Here is a 26,813-nt window from a genome sequence, read left to right as displayed (position 1 = left end):
AAGCGGGATGGGCAGAGATCATATTTCTCAATTGCAGCCATTAAAAATCTGTGATGGCTGGTCTGTAGTACTGAACAATTTAAACTCAGAAAAAAGCATGGAAGAAGAATATGAACTTCTAATACTGCAAAATGAAAAACGTAATGCCATTATTAAGGTAATATATGAAAATGATCAATACCATATCAAAGTGGTTGGCTTAAAAATAGATAAGATTTATGACGTAGAATCTTTTGATGAAATAGAACATCTATTAGAGGAGTTAGAATATCAAATCTGGAGTGTGGGAAGTGGGATTTTAGAGGAGTTGCAGCCACTAAGCCAACAGGTTCCCAATTTCTTAAGACCTAGGATACCGGCTGGTTGGACTGTTGACTATATTACATTAAAAGATACTGACCCTAAAACATTAGAGGCAAGTGATGATGCGTGGTTATTTGACTTTAATCAAGATCTCCTGCAGATCTCTCATAAGACTAAAAACTTGTTGCTTGATGTAGGGTGGTACCCAGAAGGGGATCCAAGCGGAAGTTATGGCATTGAACTTATAAAAAACGAAGATTGGGAAAACCCATTAGAAGATATTATGTGTACAGAGCTTAAAGAATTAATTACACAATTGGATAATATTTTTATGAAAGAAATGATAAATGAATACTAATAAAAAAGCAGGTTGTTCTACTGCTTTTTCCATGAGGCATAATTTGTCTAAGTAGATTATTAATACAGGAGACACAACTACTTGGTGGAATTGTCCGCCTGGCTGACCTTGAAACACATGTCTTACGAACATTTTATCAGAAAAATCACGTGTAACACTTGCGGCTCTAAGCCAGCAAGTGTTTTTTTGTATGCTGTTTGCTTTTTTCGAATTTGTACTGGCCCTCATTCGATAATCTGTCCGAGCAATGAAACAACCTTGCGGCAACATTTTTATTTGAATGTTTTCCGCGTCAAATCGATCAAAGCCTTCAATGGTGCAGACATCCACTTGTCCTTATGCCATGCTAATTGAGTAAAAACGGGGCATTCGCTCTGCCAATTGAGTTCTTTCATCCGACCTGCTGTAATATCATCTTTTACTGTCATTTCAGGTAAGATTCCAATTCCAAGTCCGGCCATCACGCATTGTTTGATGGCTTCTATGCTGACAAATTCTAATTTGTTAGGGTAGACACCGGAATCATGTAAAGTGTTCTCAAAGAGAGTGCGGTACGAGCAGCCGTCTTCTGTCAGCAGAAGGGTTTCGTTTTGAAGGTCCTTCAATGTTACTGGTAAATCTGCAGGAAAAGGATGGTCGTTAGCAGCCACCATTTTGATCTCATCCTGAATCAAAGATTCAACGTGTAATGCGTCGTCCGGCCGGTTTACATCCAAGATGAATGTGATATCTAGCTGGCCCTGTAAGAGCTGTTCTTTCGCTTGCTCGTTTGAAATATACGGTTTGAATATGAGCTTTACTTGGGGAAAAGCCTGTTTAAATTCTTTTATGATAGGCGGAAGGCGGTATGTGCACTGGCTTTCGGTTGCCCCTATTTTTAAGGTTCCTGTTGTTTCTCTTACTTGATTTGCGGCCATTTTTGCCTCTTCTGTTAACGCAATGATCTTCTCCGCATAGGATTTAAATGTTTTGCCGGCTTCTGTCAGGATAAGCCGCTTGCCGAGCCGTTCAAATAAAGGAGTCCCGATTTCTTCTTCAAGTGATTTGATTTGGGAGGTTACGCTTGATTGTGCATAATTAAGCATCTTGGCGGTAAGGGTGAAGTTTACATGTTCTGCTGCCGTAATAAAGGTGATCAGCTGCTTCAATTCCATTTGTTCTCGCCCTTTCTAAATCGGTATTATCGATTGGAATAATCGAAATAATCATCTGTATTGATTAATGAATCCATTATATGATGGAGAAAATCATTCGTAAACAAAGGAGCAGATGCATCATGAAAATTGCGGTCATTAATGGCGGAACGAGGCCTGGCGGAAATACGGATCTTCTTGCGGAGAAGGCTGTTCAAGGATTCGATGCGGAGCATATTCATTTGCGGAAATATCAGATCCAGCCAATTGAGGATCTGCGTCACGCTCAAGGCGGCTTTCGTCCTGTTCAAGATGACTACGATTCTATCATTGAGCGGGTATTGCCGTGCGATATTCTTGTATTCGCCACCCCAATTTATTGGTTTGGCATGTCAGGGACATTAAAGCTGTTTATTGATCGCTGGTCACAGACGTTGAGAGATCCGCGATTTCCTGATTTTAAACAGCAAATGTCAGCGAAGCAGGCATATGTAACAGCAGTAGGAGGAGACAATCCTAAACTAAAAGGGCTGCCGCTGATTCAGCAATTTGAACATATTTTTCATTTTATGGGAATGCCCTTTAAAGGCTATGTGCTGGGAGAAGGCAATCGTCCTGGCGATATTCTTCATGATCATCAGGCGCTGAACGCGGCGAGCAGCTTATTGAAAAGAAGTGATGCTCTATGAAGTTGCTCCTGGTTATCGCTGGCATGCTGATTCTAGCTCTCTTTTTATCTTGGAAGGCGCACACTTCTGTTTGGATACAGGTTGAAACCAATTCGCCTCAGGTTCAGCAATATGCGAGAATGGCAGGGACCACCCTGCAAATTAAGCACGTCATCAAGGACAATACAGGCGAAGAAACAGTTGTCATATCAAACGGCATATCTGGGCCAAAATAAAAAAGCACCTGTCTAGGTGCTTTTTCTACAAATGAGGGATCACAAGCCCCCCATACAAAAACGCCCCGATAATCAGAAATGCCGGATGCATCTTGAATTTTGTCATGGCAAGGAGGGAAATCCCCGCAATTACTAGAGATTGGATCCAGCCGATAGCTTTGATGCCGTCTGCGCCGATTTGCCACGTAAGAATGAGCATCATGACGGCGATGACAGGCTGAACGGACAGCGTCATGCCTTTGATGACGGGTGATTGGCGGAAGCGCTGAATGATACGCAGCAGGACAATCAATGCGAGCGCTGACGGTACGACGGTTGCGATCAGCGCAATCAGGAAGCCGGGCCACCCGCCTGCGCTGTAGCCGACATACGCGGCGATTTTGGTTGCGATCGGGCCCGGTAATGCGTTCGCAAGGGCGAGCATGTTTGAAAATTGGTCGTTTGACAGCCAGCTGTATCTGTTTACGACTTCTTCAAACATCAGCGGGATCGACGCAGGCCCGCCGCCATATCCGAGTACGTTTGCGATAAAAAACGCCAGAAATACATACATCATGATCATGAGGCCGACATTCCTTTATCTTTTGAATGTTTATTTGTCATTTTGTCCTTCAGTTTAAAATGAAACGCGCCGTACGCTAAGAAAATGATAATGACAAGGCCGGGATTGATCTGTAACGTTTGCAGGCCGATAAAAGCGATGATAAAAAACAGGATGCCGGTGACCCAGCCGAAACCTTTAAGCGCTTTTTGGCCAAACTCGTACGCCATGATGCCGAGCATTACGGCAATCACCGGTGTTACGGCACCAATCATGCCGGCAACAATTGCTGAATGGCTTAAGACATTTACAGCCGCAAACAAGCCCACCATAGCAAGACATGTAGGCAGAATATGGGCGAGAGTCGCCACGATTGCGCCTAACGTGCCTTTTAGCTTGAAGCCCAGATACGCGGCCATTTTTGTGGCAATCGGTCCGGGAAGTGCATTAGCAATCGCTAATATTTCTCCGAATTCATCATCGTCAATCCATTTATATTTATTCACCGCTTCATGGCGGATCAGCGGAATCACGGAAGGCCCGCCCCCGAACCCTAATATTCCGGTGCGCACCATTGCGGCCGTCATATCCCGATAAGGATGGTTTTTCATTCGTTTCTCTCCTTTACAGCTTCATTCCCATACGGCTTTTGTATCGTTTGATGAGCATCTGGCAATCAACGCTGACGACACCTCGCAGCGGATACAGCCGTTTTGTTAAAAACTCTTCCATCTCTTGATCGTTGGCAAAGATCCCATGCATATGCAGCTTGCTCGGGCCCGTCATGTGATAGAGGCTGGTGACCGCGGGTTCTTCCTCAAGCTTAAGAGCGACCTCTTCTAAAAACTGCGGTTCGACCTCGACATTGAAAAACACGGATACATGGATGCCGATTTTAGCGGGATTGATGACCGCAGTGAATTTTTCGATAACCCCAGCTTCGATTAATTGATTAATTCGAGCCTGGACAGCAACCCGTGACAAATCGACTCTTTTGCCAAGGTCCGTATAAGATATCCTGCCTTCCTCATGCAAAATGGTGAGAATTTGTTTGTCGATCTCATCAAGAACAAGGTTAGGAATTTGATATTCATGACTCAATTGTTCCACCTGCTTTCGTAGCCTTTTAGAGATCATTTTATCATAAAAGTTACGTTTCGAAAGATAATTTTTATATTTATTTTCAAGATGAAAGTAATGTTGTTTTTTCGTTTTCGAAAAGGATAAAGTTCGTCAGTTTTTCTGCCGGATCAGTAGAAGTGGAAAATCAGGCTCCCTATACTGAAGAAAATCTCTTAAAAAAGGGGACTTGTGATGAACAAATCTGTCATCGGTACAAAGCAAATGGTCGTCAGTCCGCATTATCTCGCTTCACAAGCTGGAAACCGCATACTGGACAAGGGAGGAAACGCGTTTGACGCTGCCGTTGCGGTGAGTGCTTGTCTGGCAGTTGTATATCCGCATATGACGGGACTTGGCGGAGATTCCTTTTGGCTGACCTTTCACCAGGAAACAAAGGAGGTAAGAGTCTATAATGGCAGCGGACGTTCAGGGAAAAATGTAACGAGAGATGTATACAAGGGAAAGAGCGCGATTCCGCTGCGGGGAATCGGCAGTGCCATTACCGTGCCGGGGATGGTTGATAGCTGGGATGCTATACTGAAGGAGTACGGACGCATGTCTCTTGCGGACGTGTTGGAGCCTGCGCGTGACTATGCCCAAAACGGTTTTCCAGTATCAGCTGATCAGTGCCGTCACACAGAAAAGAATCTTGAACTGCTGGCCTCCACTCCTTATACGGCCGATATATTCACGAGAAGCGGCCAAGCGCCTGTCCCGGGAGAGCGGTTTGTGCAAAAAGAGCTTGCAGAGAGCCTGAACATGATTGCTGAAAAAGGAAGAAGTGCCTTCTATGAAGGAGATATTGCTCAGCGGATTGTCTCGTATTTACAGCATAACGGCAGTTACATGTCACTCGATGATTTTAAAGCGCACCGGGGCGAGTGGGCGGAGCCTGTATCAAGTGATTATCGAGGATACAGTGTGTACCAGGCGCCGCCGAATTCTCAGGGGTTTACCGGTTTATTAACACTGAACATTTTGGAAAACTATGATTTCCGCCAAATCGAACACGGTTCATTTGAGTATTATCATGTGCTTGTGGAGGCGCTGAAAAAGAGTTTTATAGATCGGAATGCCTTTTTGACTGACCCTGCGTTTGCTGACATTCCGCTTGAAAGGCTTTTGGATAAAAATTATGCGAAACGATTGGCGGGAGAAATCGGCTATCTGGCAGAACCGGCAGAAAGCAGGCCAGTGGGAAGTGATACGGCATATGCGGCCGTAATCGATGCGGATGGCAACGCAGTGTCATTCATTCAAAGCCTGTACTTTGAATTTGGCTCTGCAGTCACTGCCGGTGATACAGGCATATTACTGCAAAACCGCGGGTCATTTTTCTCATTGGATCAAGATCATGTCAATACGCTTGAACCGAAAAAGCGCAGCTTCCACACGCTTATGCCAGCTATGGCCTGCAAAGACGGAAAACCGAAAATCCTGTACGGCACACAAGGCGGCGAGGGCCAGCCGCAGACCCAGACGGCCATCATTACCCGAATGCTGGACTACGGAATGCATCCTCAGCAGGCAATCAGCGAACCACGCTGGGTATGGGGCAGAACGTGGGGGGAGGAATATGAAGGTCTCAGAGTCGAGGGCAGATTCACAGAGAAAACAATTCAAAAGCTGAAAGACAGCGGACATCTCGTTGAGGTTGTCGGTGACTATGATCCGCTGATGGGGCATGCGGCCGCAATCAAAGTGGATGAGGAAGGCTTCCTCCAAGGCGGAGCCGACCCGCGGGGAGACGGGGCAGCTATTGGGATTTAGGTAACTAAATGATACAAATATAAATCAAAAGGGCAAACATGAGGGAGACCTCTATCATGTGGTACATATACTGCTTATCTTCAGGTCTATAATTCCATTCCATAAAAATACGAAGTGAGTCAATTACTATAAAAAATAAAAGAAGCATATATTCAACTGGAACAAAGGGGAGTGAAAACACAAATAAAATAAGTAAAATGATTTCGATCCATTTGTGTGTATTGCTGACATGCTTATACCGCCAGCCGGACTTATCAATACCGAATTTTTTCTTTATATAAAATTGAGAGGCAGTGCTGATGGTAATAGCGATCAGCATTAACATCCAAAAGTTTGCCATTCCAATCCCTCCTAATCTACCTTTTATACGAAGAAAAAGGAAAAATGTTTCATAAAAGAACACCCGGACTTTCTCCGGGTGTTCTTTTTTTATAGGCAACATTTTGTGATTACGAGGTCTTTTCGACTAGTTTCTTCTATTTAAATAGTCCCTTTGTTCAGCTGGGACGAACCAGCGTAAATTCTTCACCGAGCTTCGCATAGTGGTTTCCCGCCAATCTTGAGGCTGGCTTTAATTCATCTGTCAAAACATACCCTTTTTCGGCATCATACACCTTTTCATCCAGATGGAAGCAGACAACTCTGCCGATGAGCAGATCTGCTGTCGTCACGCCTTGATCATTGTCGAACGCAATATGCCGCTCTAATGTGCATTCAAAACGAATGCGTGCCTCCTTAATGCCGGGAACTGAAACAGATTTGCTTTCGACAGGATGAAGCGAGGTCCGTGTGAGTTCGCTTTCGTCGGGCCCTAAGCTTGCCGCCGTTTCATTGATGTCTTCAATGATGGCTTCATCACTGACATGGACAACAAATTCTCCATTCTCTAATGCGTTTCGGGCTGTATCTTTTTGGCGTCCTCCCGCCCTGTTAACAGAAATACTGAGAAGCGGAGGATCAGAGCTGACAACGTTATAAAAACTGAAAGGCGCAGCATTTACCGTTCCCCCTGAAGAAAGTGTGGTCACAAAAGCAATGGGGCGGGGGATGACGGCACCTGACAATAGCTTGTATGTGTCTTTGGCACTAAGCTGATCCGCTTGAAATATGTACATAGCAAAAACCGCCTTTATCGTTAGGATACCTTGATTATAACGAAATGGTTTCAAGGAAACCAAATAATGCGGGTTGCATATGTTATGTCATGACATATATCTAATACAAGGGAAAATGAAAAATAGGCTTCCGTACATTTGTCGGCAGCCTATGGTAATGAAAAGGTATTATTTATATTTCTTTTTGACTACCCAGCAATTGCCGTCTTTCCAGAATTCTTTTTTGCTGTGATAATCATCATGTTTTTTGTAGTAGTCGTGGTGCGGTTTTTTGTAATGTTTTTTGTGAGATGTTTTCTCATGAGAATAATACGTTTTTTTGAGTGCGTGGAAAGACTTTTTGTAGCTGCGAGACCTTTTCTTGTGAGAGCAGTAAGACTTTTTGTAGCTGCGAGATTTTTTGTGAGAGCAGTACGATTTTTTGAAGCTGCGAGATTTTTTGTGAGAGCGGTACGACTTTTTGAAGCTGCGAGATTTTTTGTGAGAGCAGTACGATTTTTTGAAGCTGCGTGATTTTTTGTGAGAGCGGTACGACTTTTTGAAGCTGCGAGATTTTTTGTGAGAGCAGTACGATTTTTTGAAGCTGCGTGATTTCTTGTGAGAGCAGTACGATTTTTTGAAGCTGCGTGATTTCTTGTGAGAGCAGTACGATTTTTTGAAGCTGCGTGATTTCTTGTGAGAGCAGTACGATTTCTTATAGCTGCGTGATTTCTTGTGAGAACAGTATGATTTTTTGAAGCTGCGTGATTTCTTGTGAGAACAGTACGATTTTTTGAAGCTGCGTGATTTTTTGTGAGAGCGGTACGACTTTTTATGGCTGCGCTTTTTTCCATGAGGCTCTTGGTATAAATAGTCCTTCAAACCTTCTTTTTTAGCGGATTTCACCGCTTCTTTGATGTCAGAATGGGAATAGTGGCCCAATTTGAAATCCTCCTTTTAAAAAATGTTTTTAAGGATAAATATCCTTACTACCCACATAGTACGCACGTTTTTTAAAAGTGTATAAGTGTTCCGCTGAGATCTCACAAAAATAAAAGCCTAAAATTTGTTAGGGGGATTATGGATGAAGAACCAATCCAATATGCCGCTTTATCAGCTGTTTGTTCATCCAAAAGATTTGCGTGAATTAAAAAAAGATATATGGGACGATGATCCGGTGCCGGCTGTGATGAAGGTAAATCAAAAAAGGCTGGATATTGATATCGCTTACCGGGGATCGCATATCAGAGACTTCAAAAAGAAGTCATACCATATTTCCTTTTATCAGCCGAAAACATTCCGCGGCGCGCGAGAGATTCACTTAAATGCGGAGTATAAAGATCCTTCCATGATGAGAAACAAATTGTCCCTGGATTTTTTCTCAGAGCTTGGGACGCTGTCTCCAAAGGCGGAGTTTGTGTTTTTAAAGGTGAATGGAAAGAATGAAGGGGTTTATCTTGAACTTGAATCCGTCGACGAATTTTATTTAGCGAAAAGGAAGCTGGCGGACGGGGCGGTTTTTTACGCGGTTGATGATGATGCTAATTTCTCTCTGATGAGCGATTTGGAAAGGGAAACGAAGACATCGCTTGAGCATGGATATGAAAAGAAGACAGGGACTGAGGAAGACGATTTTTATTTACAGGATATGATCTTTAAAATTAATACTGTCCCTAAAGCCCAATTTAAATCAGAAGTGACAAAGCATGTGGATATCGACAAGTATTTGCGCTGGCTCGCCGGCATTGTGTTCACCTCAAACTATGACGGGTTTGTCCACAACTACGCGTTGTACAGAAACAGTGAAACCGGATTATTTGAGGTGATTCCTTGGGATTATGATGCGACCTGGGGCAGGGATATCCACGGAGAGCGGATGGCTGCCGATTATGTAAGAATTCAAGGATTTAATACACTAACCGCCCGGATATTGGATGAACCCGATTTTCGCAGGTCCTACAAACATCTGTTAGAAGAAACGCTCCAATCTCTTTTTACAATAGAATATATGAAACCGAAAATAATGGCGATGTATGAGCAGATTAGACCGTTTGTCCTGATGGACCCATATAAAAAGAATGATATTGAGCGTTTTGACCGTGAGCCGGATGTAATATGTGAGTATATTATAAAAAGAGCTGATTACCTCAAAAGTGAGCTTGATCTTTTATCCTGACGATAAACGGGCGGATTCCGGTGAACGGAGCGCCTTTTTTTTATTTCCGTTCATTTAACGATTTGCATATATCCACAAATTGTCCCAGTACAGGGTTTTGGCTGTCTTTTCTATACGCGATAATCCATTCTGCTTTGAGCTGAAAATGATCAACGCTTCGATACGTGACATCAAGGTTAAACAGCCGTCTGGCCGAGGATGGCACAATGGTAATACCAATGCCCGCTGTCACCAGTCCGATTACCATTTGATATTCTGTCGCTTCCTGAACAATATTTGGCACAAAACCTGCGTTTTCACAGAGCTGAATAAAGTCGGTATATAACGTAGGCCACGCTTCTTTGGAAAGGGTGATGATCGGTTCGTTTTCCAAATCTGTAATGTTGATTGATTCTTTTAATGCAAGCGGATGCTGTTTTGGTAAAGCGAGGATGCATGGACTGCTCTGGGTTGTCTCAATTTGCAGCTCCGGATGTTCTAACGGCGGATGGAGAATGCCGATATCGATATTTCCCTTGAGCAACTCATCCTGCTGCCGGTAAGAAGTGATTTCTTTCAGTTCAATTTTCACAGAGGGGAATTTTTTACGGTATTCCCGGATGATCGGCGGCAGAAATTCATATGTAGCAGATCCGACAAAACCAATGACAAGGTGGCCGTGCTCGCCGCGAGCCGTCCGCTGTGCAAGTTCAATTCCTTGTCCAATTTGCATCAAAGCTGACCGGCAGTGATTTAAAAAGATTTCGCCGGCCGCGGTCAGCTCGACAAATCGTTTTGTCCTCTTCAGAAGCGTCACCCCGACTTCTTCTTCCAGCTGTTTGATCTGCTGGCTGAGAGGAGGCTGTGTCATGTTCAGCCGCCGCGCAGCTTTTCCGAAATGAAGCTCTTCGGCTACTGCGATAAAGTATTGAAGATGGCGAAGCTCCATTCAATATGCATTCCTTTCCTTAGGTTAATAATTCGTAATACATATTAATCATAAGGCGAATCGATATTGGAGGTCAATTTCCAAAGAGTGTATAGTGAAACGTATCACAAGAAATATTTAAAATTTTATGTTTAAAATGCATAATAAGGAGTGAGGGTGTTGACAAAAGCAACAAAAGAACAAAAATCCCTTGTGAAAAACAGAGGGGCGGAGCTTGTTGTTGATTGCTTAGCGGAGCAAGGTGTCACACATGTATTTGGCATTCCAGGTGCAAAAATTGATGCGGTTTTTGACGCTTTACAAGATAAAGGGCCTGAAATTATCGTTGCCCGGCATGAACAAAATGCAGCATTTATGGCGCAAGCAGTCGGCCGTTTAACTGGAAAACCGGGAGTCGTTTTAGTCACATCAGGACCAGGTGCCTCTAACTTGGCAACAGGATTGCTGACAGCAAACACTGAAGGTGACCCTGTCGTAGCGCTTGCTGGGAACGTGATCCGTGCAGATCGTTTAAAACGGACACATCAATCTTTGGATAATGCGGCTCTATTTCAGCCGATTACAAAATACAGTGTAGAAGTTCAAGATGTAAAAAATATACCGGAAGCTGTTACAAATGCATTTAGAATAGCGTCAGCAGGTCAGGCTGGGGCCGCTTTTGTGAGCTTTCCGCAAGATGTTGTGAATGAAGTCACAAATACAAAAAGCGTGCGTGCTGTCGAAGCGCCAAAACTTGGTCCTGCACCGGATGCTGCAATCAGTGCGGCCATTGCAAAAATCCAAACAGCGAAGCTTCCTGTCGTTTTAGTCGGCATGAAGGGCGGAAGACCGGAAGCGATTAAAGCGGTTCGCAAGCTTTTGAAAAAGGTTCAGCTTCCATTCGTCGAAACATATCAAGCTGCCGGTACTCTTACGAGAGATTTAGAGGATCAGTATTTTGGCCGTATCGGTTTGTTCCGTAACCAGCCTGGCGATTTGCTGATTGAGCAGGCTGATGTTGTTTTGACAATCGGTTATGACCCAATTGAATACGATCCGAAATTCTGGAATGTCAATGGTGACCGGACAATCATCCATTTAGATGAAATTCTGGCTGACATTGATCATGCTTACCAGCCGGAACTTGAATTGATCGGTGACATTCCGTCCACGATCAATCATATCGAACATGATGCTGTGAAAGTGGACTTTGCTGAACGTGAGCAGAAAATCCTTTCTGATTTAAAACAATATATGCATGAAGGTGAGCAGGTGCCTGCAGATTGGAAATCAGACAGAGTGCATCCTCTTGAAATCGTTAAAGAATTGCGAAACGCAGTCGATGATCATGTTACAGTGACTTGCGATATCGGTTCACATGCGATTTGGATGTCACGTTATTTCCGCAGCTATGAGCCATTAACATTAATGATTAGTAACGGTATGCAAACACTCGGCGTTGCACTTCCTTGGGCAATCGGCGCTTCATTGGTGAAACCGGGAGAAAAAGTGGTATCAGTCTCTGGTGACGGCGGTTTCTTATTCTCAGCAATGGAATTAGAGACAGCAGTTCGTTTAAAAGCACCAATTGTACACATTGTATGGAACGACAGCACATATGACATGGTTGCATTCCAGCAATTGAAAAAATATAACCGTACATCTGCGATCGATTTCGGAAATATCGATATCGTGAAATATGCGGAAAGCTTCGGAGCAACTGGCTTGCGCGTAGAATCACCAGACCAGCTGGCAGATGTACTGCGTCAAGGTATGAACGCGGAGGGTCCTGTTATCATTGATGTCCCGGTTGACTACAGTGATAACATTAATTTAGCAAGTGACAAGCTTCCGAAAGAATTCGGAGAACTCATGAAAACGAAAGCTCTCTAGCACTCTGCGCATCACGACACTGTTTGATGAACAGCACTAAACAAAAGGAGTGAAGGGAATTATGAAACGCGAAAGCAACATTCAAGTGCTCAGCCGGGGCCAAAATGATCAGCCTGTGAGCCAGATTTATCAAGTATCAACAATGACTTCTCTATTAGACGGAGTATATGACGGGGATTTTGAACTGTCAGAGATTCCGAAATACGGAGACTTCGGTATCGGAACCTTTAACAAGCTTGACGGAGAGCTGATTGGGTTTGACGGCGAATTTTACCGTCTCCGTTCAGACGGAACTGCCACACCGGTCCAAAACGGGGACCGTTCTCCGTTCTGTTCATTTACGTTCTTTACACCGGACATGACGCACAAAATTGATGCGAAAATGACACGTGAAGAATTTGAAAAAGAAATCAACAGCATTCTGCCAAGCAAAAACTTATTTTATGCAATCCGCATTGACGGATTGTTTAAAAAAGTCCAGACAAGAACGGTAGAACTGCAAGAAAAACCTTACGTGCCGATGGTTGAAGCGGTCAAAACACAGCCGATTTTCAACTTCGACAACGTGAGAGGGACGATTGTAGGCTTCCTGACACCAGCTTATGCTAACGGAATCGCCGTTTCCGGCTATCACCTGCACTTCATTGACGAAGGACGCAATTCAGGCGGACACGTTTTTGACTATGTGCTTGAGGATTGCACGGTTACGATTTCTCAAAAAATGAACATGAATCTCAGACTTCCGAATACAGCGGATTTCTTTAATGCGAATCTGGATAATCCTGATTTTGCTAAAGATATCGAAACAACTGAAGGAAGCCCTGAATAAAAGAAAAAAGAAAGCCTTTTTGTGCAGGGCTTTCTTTTTATTTGGCTCTTTTCCTGATTTTAGATAAAATAACGTCAAAAGGGTAAAGGTGTGGTCTGATGAAAATATTGGTTTTAGCAGTTCATCCTCATATGGAAACCTCAGTTGTTAATAAGGCGTGGGTAGAGGAATTAGGTAAACATGACAATATCACAGTACGGGAGCTTTATAAGGAATACCCGGATGAAGCGATAGATGTTGCGAAGGAGCAGCAGCTGTGTGAGCAATACGACCGGATTGTCTTTCAATTTCCGTTTTATTGGTACAGCTCTCCGCCGCTCTTAAAAAAATGGCAGGATCTTGTGCTGACTTACGGCTGGGCCTTTGGTTCAGAAGGAAACGCCTTGCATGGCAAGGAGCTGATGCTGGCTGTTTCAACAGGGAGCGAAGCGGAAAAATATCAAGCGGGCGGAGCAAATCATTACTCGATCAGTGAGCTTTTGAAACCATTTCAGGCCACGAGCAATCTGATCGGCATGAAATACCTGCCCCCATATGTGTTCTATGGCGTGAATTATGCAACTGCAGAGGATATTTCCCTCAGTGCAAAACGGTTAGCCGAATACATCCAGCAGCCTTTCGCTTAAAAGAAAAGCCCTGTCCGGCATGCGGCAGGGCTTCTTTATGATCAAAAATCCGGCAGCTCGGACAGGTTGTTTTCCTTTATGCCGTCCGGTTCACTTCGCAAAATATCACGCCCGTATTTATGGAAGACATCAACATGAGCGAGTTTTCCCGCTTGTGCTTCTGACAGCGCAGTGGGATAGTCGAGCTCTCTTCCTGTGTTCGTTTTCACTGCGATAATATTGTCATCCTCATTTCTTCTGACTGCAATAATTTCTTCTTGTCCAGATGGAACAGCTTGCTGTTCGCCGTTTGTTTGCTGAGCCTTATACGATTCATATGCTTGTTCAAATTGATCCATATTTACACCTCCACTTTTTAACGTGAACAAAAATGTCGATGACCATGTATGGTTTCGACACGGCATACGACAATATTTCCTGAGAAATATCGCGGGGATGTGACAAATCAATCCATAATAAAAGGGATTCCGCATAGACACGGAATCCCTTTCAGTTATTTTGTCATGTGTAAATCCTTTGTTTTCATATAGCCTGTCGCTCCGCCGTAATCAACGAATACCCAATCAAAATCAAAACCGCCTTTTTTCGTTTTACTCCAGCCTAAAAAAGAAACGCTTGTGTTTGCTGGAAGAGTCTTGATGCTTTTACCTTCAGCGGATGTATATACTTTTGTTTTTGTTTTGGTTTTTACTGTTGTAGCAGCTTTTACAATGTAATGAGTGGAGACAAAGCCTGTTTTGCCGTTTTTATAATGAACCTTTGCCCAGTCAGCGTTTGCGAAGGAAATCAGCTTTAAGCTGTCGCCCAAGTGCAGCGTATCGGCTTTATGACTTGATGCGGAAGCCTTCGTTCTGACATTTAGAGCCTCTGCTGACACCAAATAAGAATCAATCGGATAGCTGTATAAATCATCAATGCTTACAGTTGTTTCTGGCTGCTGTGCATGGATCGTGCTTGCGCCTCCTGCGGAAGCCGCAGTCATTCCGGCTGCAAGTGCCAGAGTGGATAATATTTTTGTTGTTTTGTTCATTTCGTTCCTCTCCTCACGTAAGAGAAATAGTTCATTCTATATCCCTATTCACGTTTTCACAGATTCCTAAACATAAAAAAGGATCAGATAAAGATCTGATCCTTGGCAATTATTTTTGTGTTTCTAGTTTGAGAGGTGCAGATATGGATTTTTTCACTTTTTTTCCGTGCAAAATATCATCGGCTGCTTCTGTAGCCAGTTTACCGATCAATTCAGGCTGCTGGGCGACGGTGGCTGAGAGCTTTCCGTCTTTAATGGAAGCGAGCGCATCTTTATTGCCGTCAAAACCGATCACTATAATATCTTTTCCTGAGCTGTTAATTGCTTCGAGAGCACCGAGCGCCATTTCATCATTGTGAGCAAAAACAGCTTGGATATCCGGATGTCCCTGCAGCAGGTTTTCCATGACAGTCAGGCCTTTGGTGCGGTCAAAGTCAGCTGATTGTTTGGTGACAACGTCAAGCTTTTCATCTGCGATGTTATGAAATCCTGAGCCGCGTTCTCGTGTGGCAGATGCGCCGGGCACGCCTTCTAGCTCTGCCACCTTTGCTCCTTTTCCAAGTTTGTCAGCGATGAATTCTGCGGCCATTTCACCGCCTTTGACATTATCAGAAGCAACGAGAGTTTCAACTTTTCCTTTTTCGGCGGAACGATCGATTGTTACGACGGGCACACCGACTGAGTTTGCAGATTCTACTGCCGTTGAGATCGCCGAGGAATCAGTTGGGTTGATTAACAATGCGTCGACACCTTGCTGAATTAAGTCTTCTACGTCACTCGTCTGTTTTGATGAATCATTTTGTGCATCGACAATGATGACTTTCATTCCCCGTTTTTCAGCTTCTTTTTCGATACCCTTTTTTAATGAGACAAAAAAGGGATTGTTAAGCGTTGAGACGGACAAGCCGATGGTGAATTCCTTTTTGTTGCCCGAGTTTGACGGCTTTGCCCATTGGGGAGGCTCAAGCGAACAGGCAGTTAATAAAAACAATGATAACGTTAAAATGACGGATACAGCCTTTTTCATATGAAAAACCCTCCTATGCTGACTTCTTGCGATCTAATAATACCGCAATTAAGATGACAATCCCTTTGACAACCAGCTGATAAAACGATGAGACGCCAAGCAGGTTGAGTCCGTTATTAAGTGTGCCGATGATCAGCACCCCGATTAACGTGCCGACAATGCGTCCGCGGCCACCGGAAAGACTTGTTCCACCTAAGACGACCGCTGCGATAGCATCCAGTTCGTACGATTCCCCGGCAGTCGGCTGTGCTGAATGCAGGCGAGAAGTCAATATGGCGCCGGCAAGGGCGGATAAAATCCCGGCTAAAGAATAGATCATCACTTTCACGCGCGTCACTTTAATGCCTGAAATGAGCGCGGCTTTTTCATTGCCTCCGATTGCGTACGTTCGGCGTCCGAACGGTGTTTTATGAAGAAGCACCCAAAGGATGACAAAGGCAAGAACCATCGTAATCGCAGGTACAGGAATGCCTAAAAAGTAACCGCGCCCAAACAGCTGAAAAGCGTAGTTTGTGCCAAGTCCGGTAATCGGATTTCCGTCTGTATACACAAGCGTCAGTCCGCGAAACACAGTCATGGTTGCAAGCGTGGCAATAAAGGGCGCCATTTTTCCTTTTGTGATCAATAGTCCGTTGATCATGCCGAGTACGCCACCAATGATACAGCCCAGGATAATCGCAAGAACCGGATCGACACCAGATACAATCATTCCCGCAACTAAAGCGCTGGACAGGGCAAGAATAGCGCCGACAGAAAGATCAATGCCGCCTGTTAAAATCACAAAGGTCATGCCGAACGCGATTAATCCGTTAATGGCGACCTGGCGAAGCAGGTTTAAAATATTCAGCGGTTCAAGAAAGCTGGGATTTAAAATAGATACAATGATAACGAGAATAAATAAACCGAGAAACGGGCCGAGCTTTTGCATGACTCCGTCGAAATGGATCCGTTTTTGTTCTGTTTGCAGTTGTTCCGTTTTCATATTACCGCCCTCCCGTGGCAAGTGTCATAATTCGTTCTTGTGTTGCTTCCTTCGCATCGATTTCTCCGCTGATTCTGCCTTCATGGACAACGATAATGCGATCGCTCATTCCGAGAATTTCCGGCAGCTCTGATGACACCATAATGATGGCGACGCCGCGTTCTGTCAGCTCATTCATCAGCGAATAAATCTCCCGTTTGGCGCCAACATCCACACCTCTGGTCGGCTCATCCAAGATGAGCACTTTCGGCCCGATGCCGATCCACTTGGCAATCACCACTTTTTGCTGGTTGCCTCCTGATAAATGGCGTGCATGCGTTTCAGATGATGCCGTTTTGATGGTCAGGCGTTTGATTAACAGATCGACAAATTCAGCTTCCCGTTTGTGATCAATGAGGCCCTTTGGAGAAAAACTGGACAAATTGGGCAGAGCAATATTCTCGCGAATTGATGTGTCGAGCAGCAGCCCTTCATCTTTGCGGTTCTCTGTGATAAAGCCGAGCCCTTTTTTCACCGCTTCCTGCGGGTTCTTAATGGACGTTTTTTTTCCCGCGATCCATATCTCACCCGAGTCCAGCCTGTCAACGCCGAACAGCGCTCTCATGATTTCTGTCCGGCCGGCTCCCATCAATCCGGAAACACCGACGATTTCACCGGAACGAACATAAAAGCTGACATCTTCAAAACGTCCTTTGACAGAGGCGTTTTTCACCTCGAATATTTTGTCGCCGAGAGAAGGAGTGCGTGTCGGATATCGTTCAGTCAGCTCGCGGCCGACCATTTTTTTGACGACTTCATCAAAATCGGTTTCTGAGATGTTTGTTGTGTCTACGGTTTTTCCATCACGCATGATGGTGATTCTGTCGCAAATCGCAAAAATTTCTTCCATGCGGTGCGAAATGTATACAATGGATACGCCGTTCTTTTTTAACGCTGTAATGACCTCAAATAGCTTGCTGATTTCACGTTCCGTCAACGCTGCTGTAGGTTCATCCATAATGATTACCTCGGCATTGGTCATGAGCGCTTTTGCGATTTCGATCATTTGCTGCTGTCCGACAGAACACTCGCCCGCTTCTTGATCAAGAGAAAGAGAGACAGACAGTTTGTCAAATTGCTCTTTTGCTAGCGCTTTCATTTTTCTCGTTTGTAGAACACCCAGCTTAGAGGATATCTCTTTTCCGATAAATAGATTCTCAAGAACGGTCATTTCCGGCCAGATATTCAATTCCTGATGGATAAAAGCGATTCCATGCTTTTCCGCTTCCTTCGGATTGGGAAAATACGTTTCGTTTCCGTTTATGCTGATTTGCCCTTTATCCGATTTATGCAGGCCTGTCAGAATGTTCATAAGCGTGGACTTGCCGGCGCCGTTTTCTCCCATTAATGCGTGAACCTCACCGGGCACGAGCTGAAAGGAAACGCCCGACAGCACTTGGTTTTTTCCGAATGCTTTATAAATGTCTTTCATTTCAATCTGCATGTCCCATCCTCCTTTCTAGAAAAGCACACCCGCCTGCAGGATACAGTTTGCATATGGTGTGAATTCACCTGTTCTTATAATTGCTTTTGCTTCTTTTGTCAGCAGCTTAAATTCTTCGTGAGAAAGGTATTCAATCTTCTGCTCAGAAAAAAGATTCTCTAGAAATCTTGCATTCTCCTGATTAGAAGCTTTTATTTCAGATGCAGCAATGACTTTTTCGACGACCATCTCGTCTGCGAGCACTGCCGTTGTATCCTGGAAAGCCGGGAGACCCGGCTTCAGTGAAAGATCAATTTTCAAAACGCCGTCAGGAACGGGCAGCCCCGCATCCGCGATGACAATTTTATCAGTGTGGCCAAGATCGGCTAAAAGCTTGGCAAGATGGCTGTTCAGTATACCGTGTTTTTTCATGACAGCAGCTCCTCTACTTCTTTTCTTGTCGGCATTCCGCCTTGGGCGCCGAAGGAACAGACAGAAAGGGAAGCGGCACGGTTGGCAAACCGCAATGCGGCTTCAATGTCTTTTCCCTCTGCCAGAGCAACGGCGAAGGCTGCGTTAAACGTATCACCGGCTCCGGTTGTATCAACAGGCTCAACAGGGAAGGACGGGATGAGCCGCTCTTTGCTTCCGGCTGAATAGCGGACGCCTTGTTTTCCTTCTGTAATAAAGAGCTTCGCCGGATAAAGCGCCAAGGCCTCAGAAACGGTAAGCCTAGGGAATAAGATCGACGCCTCGTGTTCATTCGGCGTGAGGTAGGTGGCGTGATCAATTGTTTCCTGCTTCAGCGGGCGGGCCGGTGCCGGGTTGAGCATGATCGGGATATCGTGAGAATGGCAGTATCTGCACACCTCATCAACCGTTTCCTCCGGGATTTCCTGCTGAATCAGGACCATATCGATCTTTTCAATCTGTTCAAGCGCGTCAATCGCATAAGATGGGGTGATGTCATCGTTCGCACCTTTGACGACGACAATGCTGTTATCACCTTCAGCAAGCACAATGTGGGCGGTTCCGCTTTCTTTATGTGTAACCGGTTCCATATAATCGGTGCGAACGCCGTTTGCTTTTAAATTATCCAAAATGGCTGTTCCATAATGATCGTCTCCGACCTTGCCAACCATAAACACGTGGGCGCCAAGTCTTGCAGCAGCAACGGCCTGATTTGCTCCTTTACCGCCCGGCACAGTCTGAAACGACGTGCCAAGTACTGTTTCACCGGCTTTTGGGCGTTTGTCCGAGGTGACCACTAAATCCATAGAACAGCTTCCAATCACACAAATATTACGCATCATGATCTTCCTTTCTTGTCGTCTTTCTTCCTATATAGGTGACGGGCATTTGAATCGCCGTTTCTGTCAGCGGCTGTTTTTTGATGATACGCAAAAGCAGTTTGGCTGCTTCTTTGCCCATGTCATATGCAGGCTGTTTAATTGTAGACAGAGGCGGGAACAGCAGCTCGCTTTGCGGAATGTCATCATAGCCGATAATTTGAATATCCTCCGGCACGTTTTTTCCGCGCCGCAATGCTTCATGTAAAACCGCAGCGGCTTGAATATCATTACTCGCTATCACACCGTCTGTCTCAGGATATGAGGCAAACAGTTCCTTCGCCATCGATTGCGCATCCTTGAAAGAAAATGAAGCCGTCTCGATGACTTGAAAATCAACTTCGGCCTGCTGTAAGACCTCCAAAGCGCCGTTAAAGCGGTCTTGAGCGGTCGGCAGGTGAGCGGGGCCTCTCAAGAGCGTAATGCGCTTGCTTCTTCCGTGAATGATGGCTTCGGCAGCTAATTTTCCTCCTGTATGGCCGTCACTGGACACAGAAGGAGCGCCTTCAGGTGTTCTGTCCAGAAAAACGACAGGGTGATTCATGCCGCTGTATTCATCAAGATCCGGGTAATTCGTTGCGGCAATAATGCCAGCGACATGATTTTGTTTAAAGGTTTGAAGGTACTCAAGTTCTTTTTTTAATTCCTCGTCACTGTTGCCGAAAATAAGGCGATAGCCTTCCCGGTTCAATTCATCCTCCGCACCGCGGGCAAGCTGGGGGAAGAAAGGGTTTGTGATATCCGGGAGCAAAAGCCCGATCAGCCGGGATTCTCTTTTATAAAGAGATCTTGCGACTTCATTCGGGTAATAGTTCAGCTTCTCCATCGCCGCTATGACACGCGTTCGCGTTTCTTCATGTACATAGCCGTTGTCATTCAGGACACGGGATACCGTCGCAACAGAAACGCCCGCCGCTCCGGCGACATCTTTAATTGTAGCCAAAACAGCTCCTCCTTGTTTATGTAACCGTTTACATAGATAGATTATCATGAGCAATCCGAAGTTGGCAATAAAAATATCAAAAGAAATCTAATTGTAAATTGTATATAATTGAGAAATTTAAGGTTTTCACTCTTTTTTTGACAAAGTCTTCACAATTCTGGATGAAGATTTCTTGAACAAATATTAAGTTTTATTAAAATTGTTTCAAAGTCATGCGTTTAGACCTGTAAATGAGGAGAAACAGAAAAGACTATCCGCCCAGAAAATGTTTAATTATGTTAGAGAAATCGGACCCGGATGTTTAGCGTTTTCATGAATGATCCCATTAGTCATTTTGGTATGGGCCTAATATTGCCGCTTCCATGCAGAAAGGGTGACATTATGACCTTGTCCTTAAGAAACAGGAAAAAAATATTTTGTGTTCATAAGAACCGGAAACACGCATTATAGCAGGAAAAGCTTGATATCATAGGCTGAAAAAAAGATTGATTTGAAATACATATTAAATGCAAACACCGAGGTGTGACTATACGTCCAGAAGGATATCAAGAGAAAAATGAAAGCGCATTCCTTTTGTTTTTTTAAAAAAGAGATAAGGTGTAAGTCCTGCCTTTTTCCAAAAATAGAAAACAGTTTGTGGGTACAAAATCTCTTTCAAAAGAGAAGTTTGGCTTAGTGGATTAGGGAAGATTATGTTACATAATGCCGATTGAGAATTCATAGTGATTCTATATACTGATGAATGAATTTACAACAATATAGAAGGAGATGTCGAAAAGCAATGTGGTTACTCATTATAGCCTGTGCTGTCATACTGGTCATCGGAATATTAGAAAAACGACGACATCAGAAAAACATTGATGCCCTCCCTGTTCGAGTGAATATTAACGGCATCCGAGGGAAATCGACTGTGACAAGGCTGACAACCGGAATACTAATAGAAGCCGGTTACAAGACTGTTGGAAAAACAACAGGAACAGACGCAAGAATGATTTACTGGGATACACCGGAGGAAAAGCCGATTAAACGGAAGCCTCAGGGACCGAATATCGGAGAGCAAAAAGAAGTCATGAAAGAAACAGTAGAAAGAGGGGCTAATGCGATTGTCAGTGAATGCATGGCTGTTAACCCGGATTATCAAATTATCTTTCAGGAAGAACTTCTGCAAGCCAATATCGGCGTGATCGTTAACGTTTTAGAAGACCATATGGATGTCATGGGGCCTACGCTCGATGAAATTGCGGAAGCGTTTACTGCTACAATTCCTTATAATGGCCATCTTGTTATTACAGATAGTGAATATACCGAGTTCTTTAAACAAAAAGCAAAAGAACGAAACACAAAAGTCATCATTGCTGATAACTCAAAAATTACAGATGAATATTTGCGTAAATTTGAATACATGGTATTCCCTGATAACGCTTCTCTGGCACTGGGTGTGGCTCAAGCACTCGGCATTGACGAAGAAACAGCGTTTAAAGGAATGCTGAATGCGCCGCCAGATCCGGGAGCAATGAGAATTCTTCCGCTGATCAGTCCGAGCGAGCCTGGGCACTTTGTTAATGGGTTTGCCGCAAACGACGCTTCTTCTACTTTGAATATATGGAAACGTGTAAAAGAAATCGGTTACCCGACCGATGATCCGATCATCATTATGAACTGCCGCGCAGACCGTGTCGATCGGACACAGCAATTCGCAAATGACGTATTGCCTTATATTGAAGCAAGTGAACTGATCTTAATTGGTGAAACAACAGAACCGATCGTAAAAGCCTACGAAGAAGGCAAAATTCCTGCAGACAAACTGCATGATCTAGAGTACAAGTCAACAGAAGAAATTATGGAATTGTTAAAGAAAAGAATGCACAACCGTGTCATATATGGCGTCGGCAATATTCATGGTGCCGCAGAGCCTTTAATTGAAAAAATCCACGAATACAAGGTTAAGCAGCTCGTAAGCTAGGAGGAAATGCAGACATGTTCGGATCAGATTTATACATTGCACTAATTTTAGGTGTACTACTCAGTTTGATTTTTGCAGAAAAAACAGGAATCGTGCCGGCAGGACTTGTTGTACCGGGATATTTAGGACTTGTGTTTAATCAGCCGGTCTTTATTTTACTCGTTTTGTTAGTGAGCTTGCTCACTTATGTCATTGTGAAATACGGTTTATCCAAATTTATGATTTTATACGGGCGCAGAAAATTCGCTGCCATGCTGATAACAGGGATTGTACTGAAAATTGCGTTTGATTTTCTATACCCGATTGTACCATTTGAAATCGCAGAATTTCGAGGAATCGGCATCATCGTGCCAGGTTTAATTGCCAATACCATTCAGAAACAAGGATTAACCATTACGTTCGGAAGCACGCTGCTATTGAGCGGAGCGACCTTTGCTATCATGTTTGTTTACTACTTAATTTAATGTAAGGTGTGTCAAACGATGAAAAAAGAACTGAGCTTTCATGAAAAGCTGCTAAAGCTGACAAAACAGCAAAAAAAGAAAACCAATAAGCACGTATTTATCGCCATTCCGATCGTTTTTGTCCTCATGTTCGCTTTTATGTGGGCGGGAAAAGCAGAAACGCCGAAGGTCAAAACGTATTCTGACGACGTTCTCTCAGCCTCATTTGTCGGAGATATTATGATGGGGCGCTATGTTGAAAAAGTAACGGAGCAAAAAGGGGCAGACAGTATTTTTCAATATGTTGAACCGATTTTTAAAGCCTCGGATTATGTAGCAGGAAACTTCGAAAACCCGGTAACCTATAAAAAGAATTATAAACAAGCAGATAAAGAAATTCATCTGCAGACGAATAAGGAATCAGTGCAAGTCTTAAAAGATATGAACTTCACGGTTCTCAACAGCGCAAACAACCACGCAATGGATTACGGCGCTCAGGGGATGAAAGATACACTTGGAGAATTTGCGAAACAAGATCTTGATATCGTTGGAGCAGGATACAGCTTAAGCGATGCGAAAAAGAATATTTCGTACCAGGAAGTCAATGGGGTAACGATTGCCACGCTCGGCTTTACAGATGTGTCCGGAAAAGGCTTCGCGGCTAAAAAGAATACGCCGGGCGTGCTGCCCGCAGATCCTGAAATCTTTATTCCTATGATTTCAGAAGCGAAAAAGCACGCGGACATCGTCGTTGTGCAGTCACATTGGGGACAAGAGTATGACAACGATCCAAACGACCGTCAGCGCCAGCTTGCAAGAGCCATGTCTGATGCGGGAGCTGATATCATCGTCGGCCATCACCCGCACGTACTGGAACCGATTGAAGTGTATAACGGAACCGTCATTTTCTACAGCCTCGGCAACTTTGTCTTTGACCAAGGCTGGACGAGAACGAGAGACAGTGCACTGGTTCAGTATCACCTGAAGAAAAACGGAACAGGCCACTTCGAAGTGACGCCGATTGATATCCATGAAGCGACGCCTGCACCGGTCAAAAAAGACAGTCTCAAACAGAAAACAATTATTCGTGAACTGACAAAAGACTCTAATTTCGCATGGAAAGTAGAAGACGGAAAACTGATGTTTGATGTTGACCATAGCGATAAACTAAAATCTAAATAATCGGAGTGATAAAGATGAAATTTGTCAAAGCTAGCTGGCCGTTTGTTGCCGTAGCCATCGTGTTCATGTTTATGTCAGCTTTTAAATTCAATGATCAGCTGACAGATCAGGAAAAACAGAAGATTAATACGGAAATGCATAAAATCCAACAGCAGGAAGAACCGGTAAACGCCAATAAATAATTCGAAAAAGAGAGTGTCTGATGAGACATTCTCTTTTTATTTGCCCAGCATATTCATTCTGTAAAAATATCAAAAAGTTTCTTAACATATTCAAAAAAATACCGATGTTAAAACTGCAAAAAGAGGAGGAGATAATAAAAGTGAACACACTGGCAAACTGGAAGAAGTTTTTGCTTGTGGCGGTTATCATTTGTTTTTTGGTTCCAATTATGACAAAAGCGGAGATTGCGGAGGCTGATACATCATCTGAATTGATCGTCAGCGAAGCAAAAAAACTGCTTGGGTATCAGTATAAATACGGCGGTGAAACGGCGAGAGAGGGATTCGATCCTTCGGGATTGATTCAATATGTTTTCAGTAAGGCTGATATTCATCTGCCGAGATCTGTGAACGATCAGTATAAAGTCGGAACGGCCGTAAAGCCGGAAGACCTGAAGCCGGGCGATATTTTATTTTTCAAAAAAGAGGGAAGCACCGGGACTGCTCCGACACACGTCGCTCTTTACATCGGAGACGGCCAAATGATTCACAGTACGTTATCAAAAGGGGTTATCATCACCAATTACACAAAAAGCAGCTATTGGAGCGGATCTTATATCGGGGCGAGACGAATTGCAGCCGATCCGGCCACGGCTAATGTTCCTGTCGTTCAGGAGGCCGAAAAATATATCGGCATTCCATATGTGTTTGGCGGAAGCACACCGTCAGAAGGCTTTGATTGCTCAGGGCTCGTGCAATATGTGTTTCAACAGGCACTCGGCATATATCTGCCGCGATCAGCCGAACAGCAGTGGGCAGTGGGTGAGAAGGTGGCGCCTCAGAACATAAAGCCTGGTGATGTTGTCTATTTCAGCAATACGTACAAAACGGGAATTTCACATGCAGGCATTTATGCTGGCGGAGGAAGATTTATTCAGGCAAGCCGTTCAGAAAAAGTAACCATTTCCTACTTGTCGGAGGATTACTGGAAATCGAAGATGACAGGCATTCGCCGATTTGACAACCTGACAATTCCAAAAGAAAATCCGATCGTTTCCGAAGCTACGCTTTATATCGGAGAAGTTCCTTACAAAAAAGGCGGAGCGTCTCCAGAGACTGGGTTTGATACAGCTGGTTTTGTCCAGTATGTGTACCAGAAAGCAGCGGGTATTTCCCTGCCTCGATACGCAACAAGCCAGTACAAAGCCGGAACTAAGATTGAGAAGGCGGACCTGAAGCCGGGAGACATTGTGTTCTTCCAATCAACAAGCTTAAATCCCGCCATCTATATTGGAAACGGACAAGTTGTTCATGTCACATTATCAAATGGTGTGACCATCACCAATATGAACACAAGCACGTATTGGAAAGATAAATATGCGGGGAGTGTACGGGTGCAATAAAAGACAAAGACTCCAGAATCTCTGGAGTCTTCAGCGTGTCGACAAACCCTCGCATTCGTTGTCAAGTCTGCGCGTCGGTGCTCACGAATTAGAACATTCGCTCCGCTCCAATGCTCACCTTTCCTAGACTTCAAGGGTTTTCAATCACGCTGAAAAAATGACAAAATCCTAAAACTAAAACCGTTTTAGGATTTTGTCAACAATTTGAGGACTCCAGAATCTCTGGAGTCTTTTCTTTATGCATATTGGCCGGAAAGAAGCTGGTCAATAAAGTAAGCCACACCATTTTCGTCATTGCTCTTTGTGACAAAGGTGCTTTTTTCTTTTAATTCATCGATTGCATTTTCCATGGCGATACGGTGTCCTGCGACTTCAAACATGGACAAATCGTTCGGACTGTCGCCGATCGCATAAATATCCTGTGTTTCAATTCCGTATATTTCAGCCAGCTCTGTCAGCGCGCGTCCTTTACCTGAAGAAGCCGGGAGGATTTCGATAATATGTTTTCCGGAAGAGGTTTGTGCCAGTTTTTTATGATGCTTCAGCTCTTCCTTCGCTTGTTTCAGCTTGTCCATGTCAAAGGAGAAGCAAAGCAGCTTATAAATGTTTTCACTGCCGTCAAAAACCGATTCGATATGAGGGATCGGTTTAATGCCGAACTGCTTGAACTGAGTCATGGCTCCCTGCCACAATTCATCCGTCTTTTCGTTTGGATTCGCGCTCTTTAGAATATCAAGCTCCGCATGCAGCTTAGCTTCGCCGTCAAAAGGAGAGAGCAGATGGTCATCTGTATATACCTCAAAGTAAATATTTTTTGAGAGTAAGTAATCAGCGATCGCTTTACCGGCCTCCTGATCCATTAATGTCCGGCTGATCAAACGGTAACCCGTGTCGTGGATCGTTCCGCCATTTGCCGCAATGATCGGGATGTCCAAGTCATCCAGCAGCGCTTTTACATCAAATGTTGCTCTTCCCGTGCAAATGGTGACGAGGATGCCGGCATCAACGGCCCGTTTGATAGCCGCTCTGTTTTCAGCAGAAATGACGCTTTCTTTATTCAGTAATGTACCGTCTAAATCAATCGCAATTAATTTCATATGTAGGGGGAACCTCCTTAAAAATGAAGCTGCTTCGTGTAGTATGTTCAGCTTTCCTTAGAAACATAAACCATATAAATCAAGGCTAAACGTTACTTTGATAATTTTCAACAAG

General features: G+C 44.1%; 30 protein-coding genes and 1 pseudogene. 14 read left to right on the top strand and 17 right to left on the bottom strand.

Annotated features, from left to right (window positions below; translation table 11 throughout):
• Positions 1 to 7: 7 nt before the first annotated feature.
• Together M1M80_RS18820 and M1M80_RS18815 are read left to right on the top strand one after the other, a co-directional pair.
• Positions 8 to 661: a hypothetical protein gene (locus M1M80_RS18820; protein WP_060399654.1), complete on the top strand. Its 654-nt coding sequence runs from the start codon at positions 8 to 10 to the stop codon at positions 659 to 661.
• An 86-nt stretch (positions 662 to 747) separates the two neighbouring features.
• Positions 748 to 816, top strand: a pseudogene (locus M1M80_RS18815) (endonuclease V); the annotation flags it as partial.
• Positions 817 to 933: 117 nt separating this feature from the next.
• On the opposite strand, the gene M1M80_RS18810 reads toward M1M80_RS18815, so the two are convergent.
• A complete protein-coding gene (locus M1M80_RS18810) occupies positions 934 to 1,815 on the bottom strand; it encodes a LysR family transcriptional regulator (RefSeq protein ID WP_060399653.1) in 882 nt (293 codons plus the stop codon).
• 122 nt (positions 1,816 to 1,937) lie between these two features.
• Here M1M80_RS18810 and M1M80_RS18805 point away from each other — a divergent pair, with 122 nt between their 5' ends.
• Positions 1,938 to 2,483 (top strand): flavodoxin family protein, encoded by a 546-nt coding sequence (locus M1M80_RS18805; protein ID WP_060399652.1) that lies wholly within the window; start codon positions 1,938 to 1,940, stop codon positions 2,481 to 2,483.
• A complete protein-coding gene (locus tag M1M80_RS18800) occupies positions 2,480 to 2,698 on the top strand; it encodes a hypothetical protein (RefSeq protein ID WP_060399651.1) in 219 nt (72 codons plus the stop codon). The genes M1M80_RS18805 and M1M80_RS18800 overlap by 4 nt, the downstream gene beginning before the upstream one ends.
• 25 nt (positions 2,699 to 2,723) lie before the next feature.
• Here M1M80_RS18800 and chrA read toward each other — a convergent pair whose 3' ends face one another.
• From chrA to chrS, 3 genes are read right to left on the bottom strand one after another with little or no spacing between them, the layout of a single operon-like run.
• A complete protein-coding gene (gene chrA / locus M1M80_RS18795) occupies positions 2,724 to 3,260 on the bottom strand; it encodes a chromate resistance efflux protein ChrA (protein ID WP_060399650.1) in 537 nt (178 codons plus the stop codon).
• Positions 3,257 to 3,850, bottom strand: coding sequence for a chromate efflux transporter subunit ChrB (gene chrB, locus M1M80_RS18790; protein WP_060399649.1), 594 nt, complete (start codon positions 3,848 to 3,850; stop codon positions 3,257 to 3,259). Before chrB ends, chrA begins: the two co-directional genes overlap by 4 nt.
• A gap of 13 nt (positions 3,851 to 3,863) precedes the next feature.
• Positions 3,864 to 4,340: a chromate efflux transcriptional regulator ChrS gene (gene chrS, locus M1M80_RS18785; protein ID WP_003235604.1), complete on the bottom strand. Its 477-nt coding sequence runs from the start codon at positions 4,338 to 4,340 to the stop codon at positions 3,864 to 3,866.
• 213 nt (positions 4,341 to 4,553) lie between these two features.
• On the opposite strand from chrS, the gene ggt reads away from it, so the two are divergent.
• Positions 4,554 to 6,131 carry a gamma-glutamyltransferase gene (gene ggt / locus M1M80_RS18780; RefSeq protein ID WP_060399648.1) on the top strand — a complete coding sequence of 526 codons (1,578 nt, stop codon included), beginning with the start codon at positions 4,554 to 4,556 and terminating at the stop codon, positions 6,129 to 6,131.
• Positions 6,132 to 6,135: 4 nt separating this feature from the next.
• Here ggt and M1M80_RS18775 read toward each other — a convergent pair whose 3' ends face one another.
• The 3 genes from M1M80_RS18775 to M1M80_RS21805 form a co-directional block, all read right to left on the bottom strand.
• Positions 6,136 to 6,471: a DUF4181 domain-containing protein gene (locus M1M80_RS18775; protein WP_060399647.1), complete on the bottom strand. Its 336-nt coding sequence runs from the start codon at positions 6,469 to 6,471 to the stop codon at positions 6,136 to 6,138.
• Between the two features lie 157 nt (positions 6,472 to 6,628).
• Positions 6,629 to 7,246, bottom strand: a complete 618-nt coding sequence (locus M1M80_RS18770) for a flavin reductase family protein (RefSeq protein WP_060399646.1) — start codon at positions 7,244 to 7,246, stop codon at positions 6,629 to 6,631.
• Between the two features lie 168 nt (positions 7,247 to 7,414).
• Positions 7,415 to 8,167, bottom strand: a complete 753-nt coding sequence (locus tag M1M80_RS21805) for a CotG/ExsB N-terminal domain-containing protein (protein WP_178938625.1) — start codon at positions 8,165 to 8,167, stop codon at positions 7,415 to 7,417.
• 142 nt (positions 8,168 to 8,309) lie between these two features.
• Between M1M80_RS21805 and cotH the strand changes: the two genes are divergently transcribed.
• Complete coding sequence (gene cotH, locus M1M80_RS18760; protein ID WP_003235593.1) at positions 8,310 to 9,401, top strand: spore coat protein CotH; 1,092 nt, start codon at positions 8,310 to 8,312, stop codon at positions 9,399 to 9,401.
• 40 nt (positions 9,402 to 9,441) lie between these two features.
• On the opposite strand, the gene alsR is transcribed toward cotH, so the two are convergent.
• On the bottom strand, positions 9,442 to 10,329 hold the full coding sequence (gene alsR, locus M1M80_RS18755) for an acetoin biosynthesis transcriptional regulator AlsR (protein WP_019259658.1): 888 nt from the start codon (positions 10,327 to 10,329) through the stop codon (positions 9,442 to 9,444).
• Positions 10,330 to 10,488: 159 nt separating this feature from the next.
• Between alsR and alsS the strand changes: the two genes are divergently transcribed.
• The 3 genes from alsS (at position 10,489) to M1M80_RS18740 (ending at position 13,656) form a co-directional block, all read left to right on the top strand.
• Positions 10,489 to 12,201, top strand: a complete 1,713-nt coding sequence (alsS, locus tag M1M80_RS18750; RefSeq protein ID WP_060399644.1) for an acetolactate synthase AlsS — start codon at positions 10,489 to 10,491, stop codon at positions 12,199 to 12,201.
• Between the two features lie 61 nt (positions 12,202 to 12,262).
• Positions 12,263 to 13,030: an acetolactate decarboxylase gene (gene budA / locus M1M80_RS18745; protein WP_060399643.1), complete on the top strand. Its 768-nt coding sequence runs from the start codon at positions 12,263 to 12,265 to the stop codon at positions 13,028 to 13,030.
• A 98-nt stretch (positions 13,031 to 13,128) separates the two neighbouring features.
• Entirely contained in the window at positions 13,129 to 13,656 is a 528-nt protein-coding gene (locus M1M80_RS18740; protein ID WP_060399642.1) for an NAD(P)H-dependent oxidoreductase, read from the top strand.
• A 41-nt stretch (positions 13,657 to 13,697) separates the two neighbouring features.
• Here M1M80_RS18740 and M1M80_RS18735 read toward each other — a convergent pair whose 3' ends face one another.
• The 8 genes from M1M80_RS18735 to M1M80_RS18700 form a co-directional block, all read right to left on the bottom strand.
• The gene (locus tag M1M80_RS18735) at positions 13,698 to 13,994 is read right to left on the bottom strand and encodes a DUF3892 domain-containing protein (protein WP_060399641.1); all 297 of its coding nucleotides are present in this window, start codon (positions 13,992 to 13,994) and stop codon (positions 13,698 to 13,700) included.
• A gap of 155 nt (positions 13,995 to 14,149) precedes the next feature.
• Positions 14,150 to 14,686 carry an SH3 domain-containing protein gene (locus tag M1M80_RS18730; protein WP_060399640.1) on the bottom strand — a complete coding sequence of 179 codons (537 nt, stop codon included), beginning with the start codon at positions 14,684 to 14,686 and terminating at the stop codon, positions 14,150 to 14,152.
• Positions 14,687 to 14,795: 109 nt separating this feature from the next.
• Entirely contained in the window at positions 14,796 to 15,713 is a 918-nt protein-coding gene (gene rbsB / locus M1M80_RS18725; protein ID WP_060399639.1) for a ribose ABC transporter substrate-binding protein RbsB, read from the bottom strand.
• A gap of 13 nt (positions 15,714 to 15,726) precedes the next feature.
• Positions 15,727 to 16,695, bottom strand: a complete 969-nt coding sequence (gene rbsC / locus M1M80_RS18720; protein WP_060399638.1) for a ribose ABC transporter permease RbsC — start codon at positions 16,693 to 16,695, stop codon at positions 15,727 to 15,729.
• 1 nt (position 16,696) lies between these two features.
• A complete protein-coding gene (rbsA, locus tag M1M80_RS18715; RefSeq protein WP_060399637.1) occupies positions 16,697 to 18,178 on the bottom strand; it encodes a ribose ABC transporter ATP-binding protein RbsA in 1,482 nt (493 codons plus the stop codon).
• Between the two features lie 15 nt (positions 18,179 to 18,193).
• The gene (rbsD, locus tag M1M80_RS18710) at positions 18,194 to 18,589 is read right to left on the bottom strand and encodes a D-ribose pyranase (RefSeq protein ID WP_003235574.1); all 396 of its coding nucleotides are present in this window, start codon (positions 18,587 to 18,589) and stop codon (positions 18,194 to 18,196) included.
• Positions 18,586 to 19,467, bottom strand: coding sequence for a ribokinase (rbsK, locus tag M1M80_RS18705; protein ID WP_032731661.1), 882 nt, complete (start codon positions 19,465 to 19,467; stop codon positions 18,586 to 18,588). Before rbsK ends, rbsD begins: the two co-directional genes overlap by 4 nt.
• Positions 19,460 to 20,449 carry a LacI family DNA-binding transcriptional regulator gene (locus tag M1M80_RS18700; RefSeq protein ID WP_060399636.1) on the bottom strand — a complete coding sequence of 330 codons (990 nt, stop codon included), beginning with the start codon at positions 20,447 to 20,449 and terminating at the stop codon, positions 19,460 to 19,462. Before M1M80_RS18700 ends, rbsK begins: the two co-directional genes overlap by 8 nt.
• Before the next feature lie 781 nt (positions 20,450 to 21,230).
• Between M1M80_RS18700 and pgsB the strand changes: the two genes are divergently transcribed.
• The 5 genes from pgsB (at position 21,231) to pgdS (ending at position 25,601) form a co-directional block, all read left to right on the top strand.
• On the top strand, positions 21,231 to 22,412 hold the full coding sequence (gene pgsB, locus M1M80_RS18695) for a poly-gamma-glutamate synthase PgsB (RefSeq protein WP_003219593.1): 1,182 nt from the start codon (positions 21,231 to 21,233) through the stop codon (positions 22,410 to 22,412).
• Between the two features lie 14 nt (positions 22,413 to 22,426).
• The gene (pgsC, locus tag M1M80_RS18690; RefSeq protein WP_003227889.1) at positions 22,427 to 22,876 is read left to right on the top strand and encodes a poly-gamma-glutamate biosynthesis protein PgsC; all 450 of its coding nucleotides are present in this window, start codon (positions 22,427 to 22,429) and stop codon (positions 22,874 to 22,876) included.
• 18 nt (positions 22,877 to 22,894) lie between these two features.
• The gene (pgsA, locus tag M1M80_RS18685; protein ID WP_060399635.1) at positions 22,895 to 24,037 is read left to right on the top strand and encodes a capsular polyglutamate synthetase PgsA; all 1,143 of its coding nucleotides are present in this window, start codon (positions 22,895 to 22,897) and stop codon (positions 24,035 to 24,037) included.
• Between the two features lie 14 nt (positions 24,038 to 24,051).
• Positions 24,052 to 24,219 carry an extrachromosomal elements maintenance protein EdmS gene (gene edmS, locus M1M80_RS18680; RefSeq protein WP_003235563.1) on the top strand — a complete coding sequence of 56 codons (168 nt, stop codon included), beginning with the start codon at positions 24,052 to 24,054 and terminating at the stop codon, positions 24,217 to 24,219.
• Positions 24,220 to 24,359: 140 nt separating this feature from the next.
• On the top strand, positions 24,360 to 25,601 hold the full coding sequence (pgdS, locus tag M1M80_RS18675) for a gamma-DL-glutamyl hydrolase (protein ID WP_080429126.1): 1,242 nt from the start codon (positions 24,360 to 24,362) through the stop codon (positions 25,599 to 25,601).
• Positions 25,602 to 25,837: 236 nt separating this feature from the next.
• Here the strand turns inward: pgdS and ywtE are convergent, their stop codons facing one another.
• Positions 25,838 to 26,698: a 5-amino-6-(5-phospho-D-ribitylamino)uracil phosphatase YwtE gene (ywtE, locus tag M1M80_RS18670; RefSeq protein WP_003235559.1), complete on the bottom strand. Its 861-nt coding sequence runs from the start codon at positions 26,696 to 26,698 to the stop codon at positions 25,838 to 25,840.
• Positions 26,699 to 26,813 lie beyond the last annotated feature (115 nt).

This window comes from Bacillus inaquosorum, from assembly GCF_023238325.1.
In the GTDB taxonomy this organism is placed as follows: Bacteria; Bacillota; Bacilli; order Bacillales; family Bacillaceae; genus Bacillus; species Bacillus inaquosorum.
This window is presented reverse-complemented; position numbering and strand designations above follow the sequence as displayed.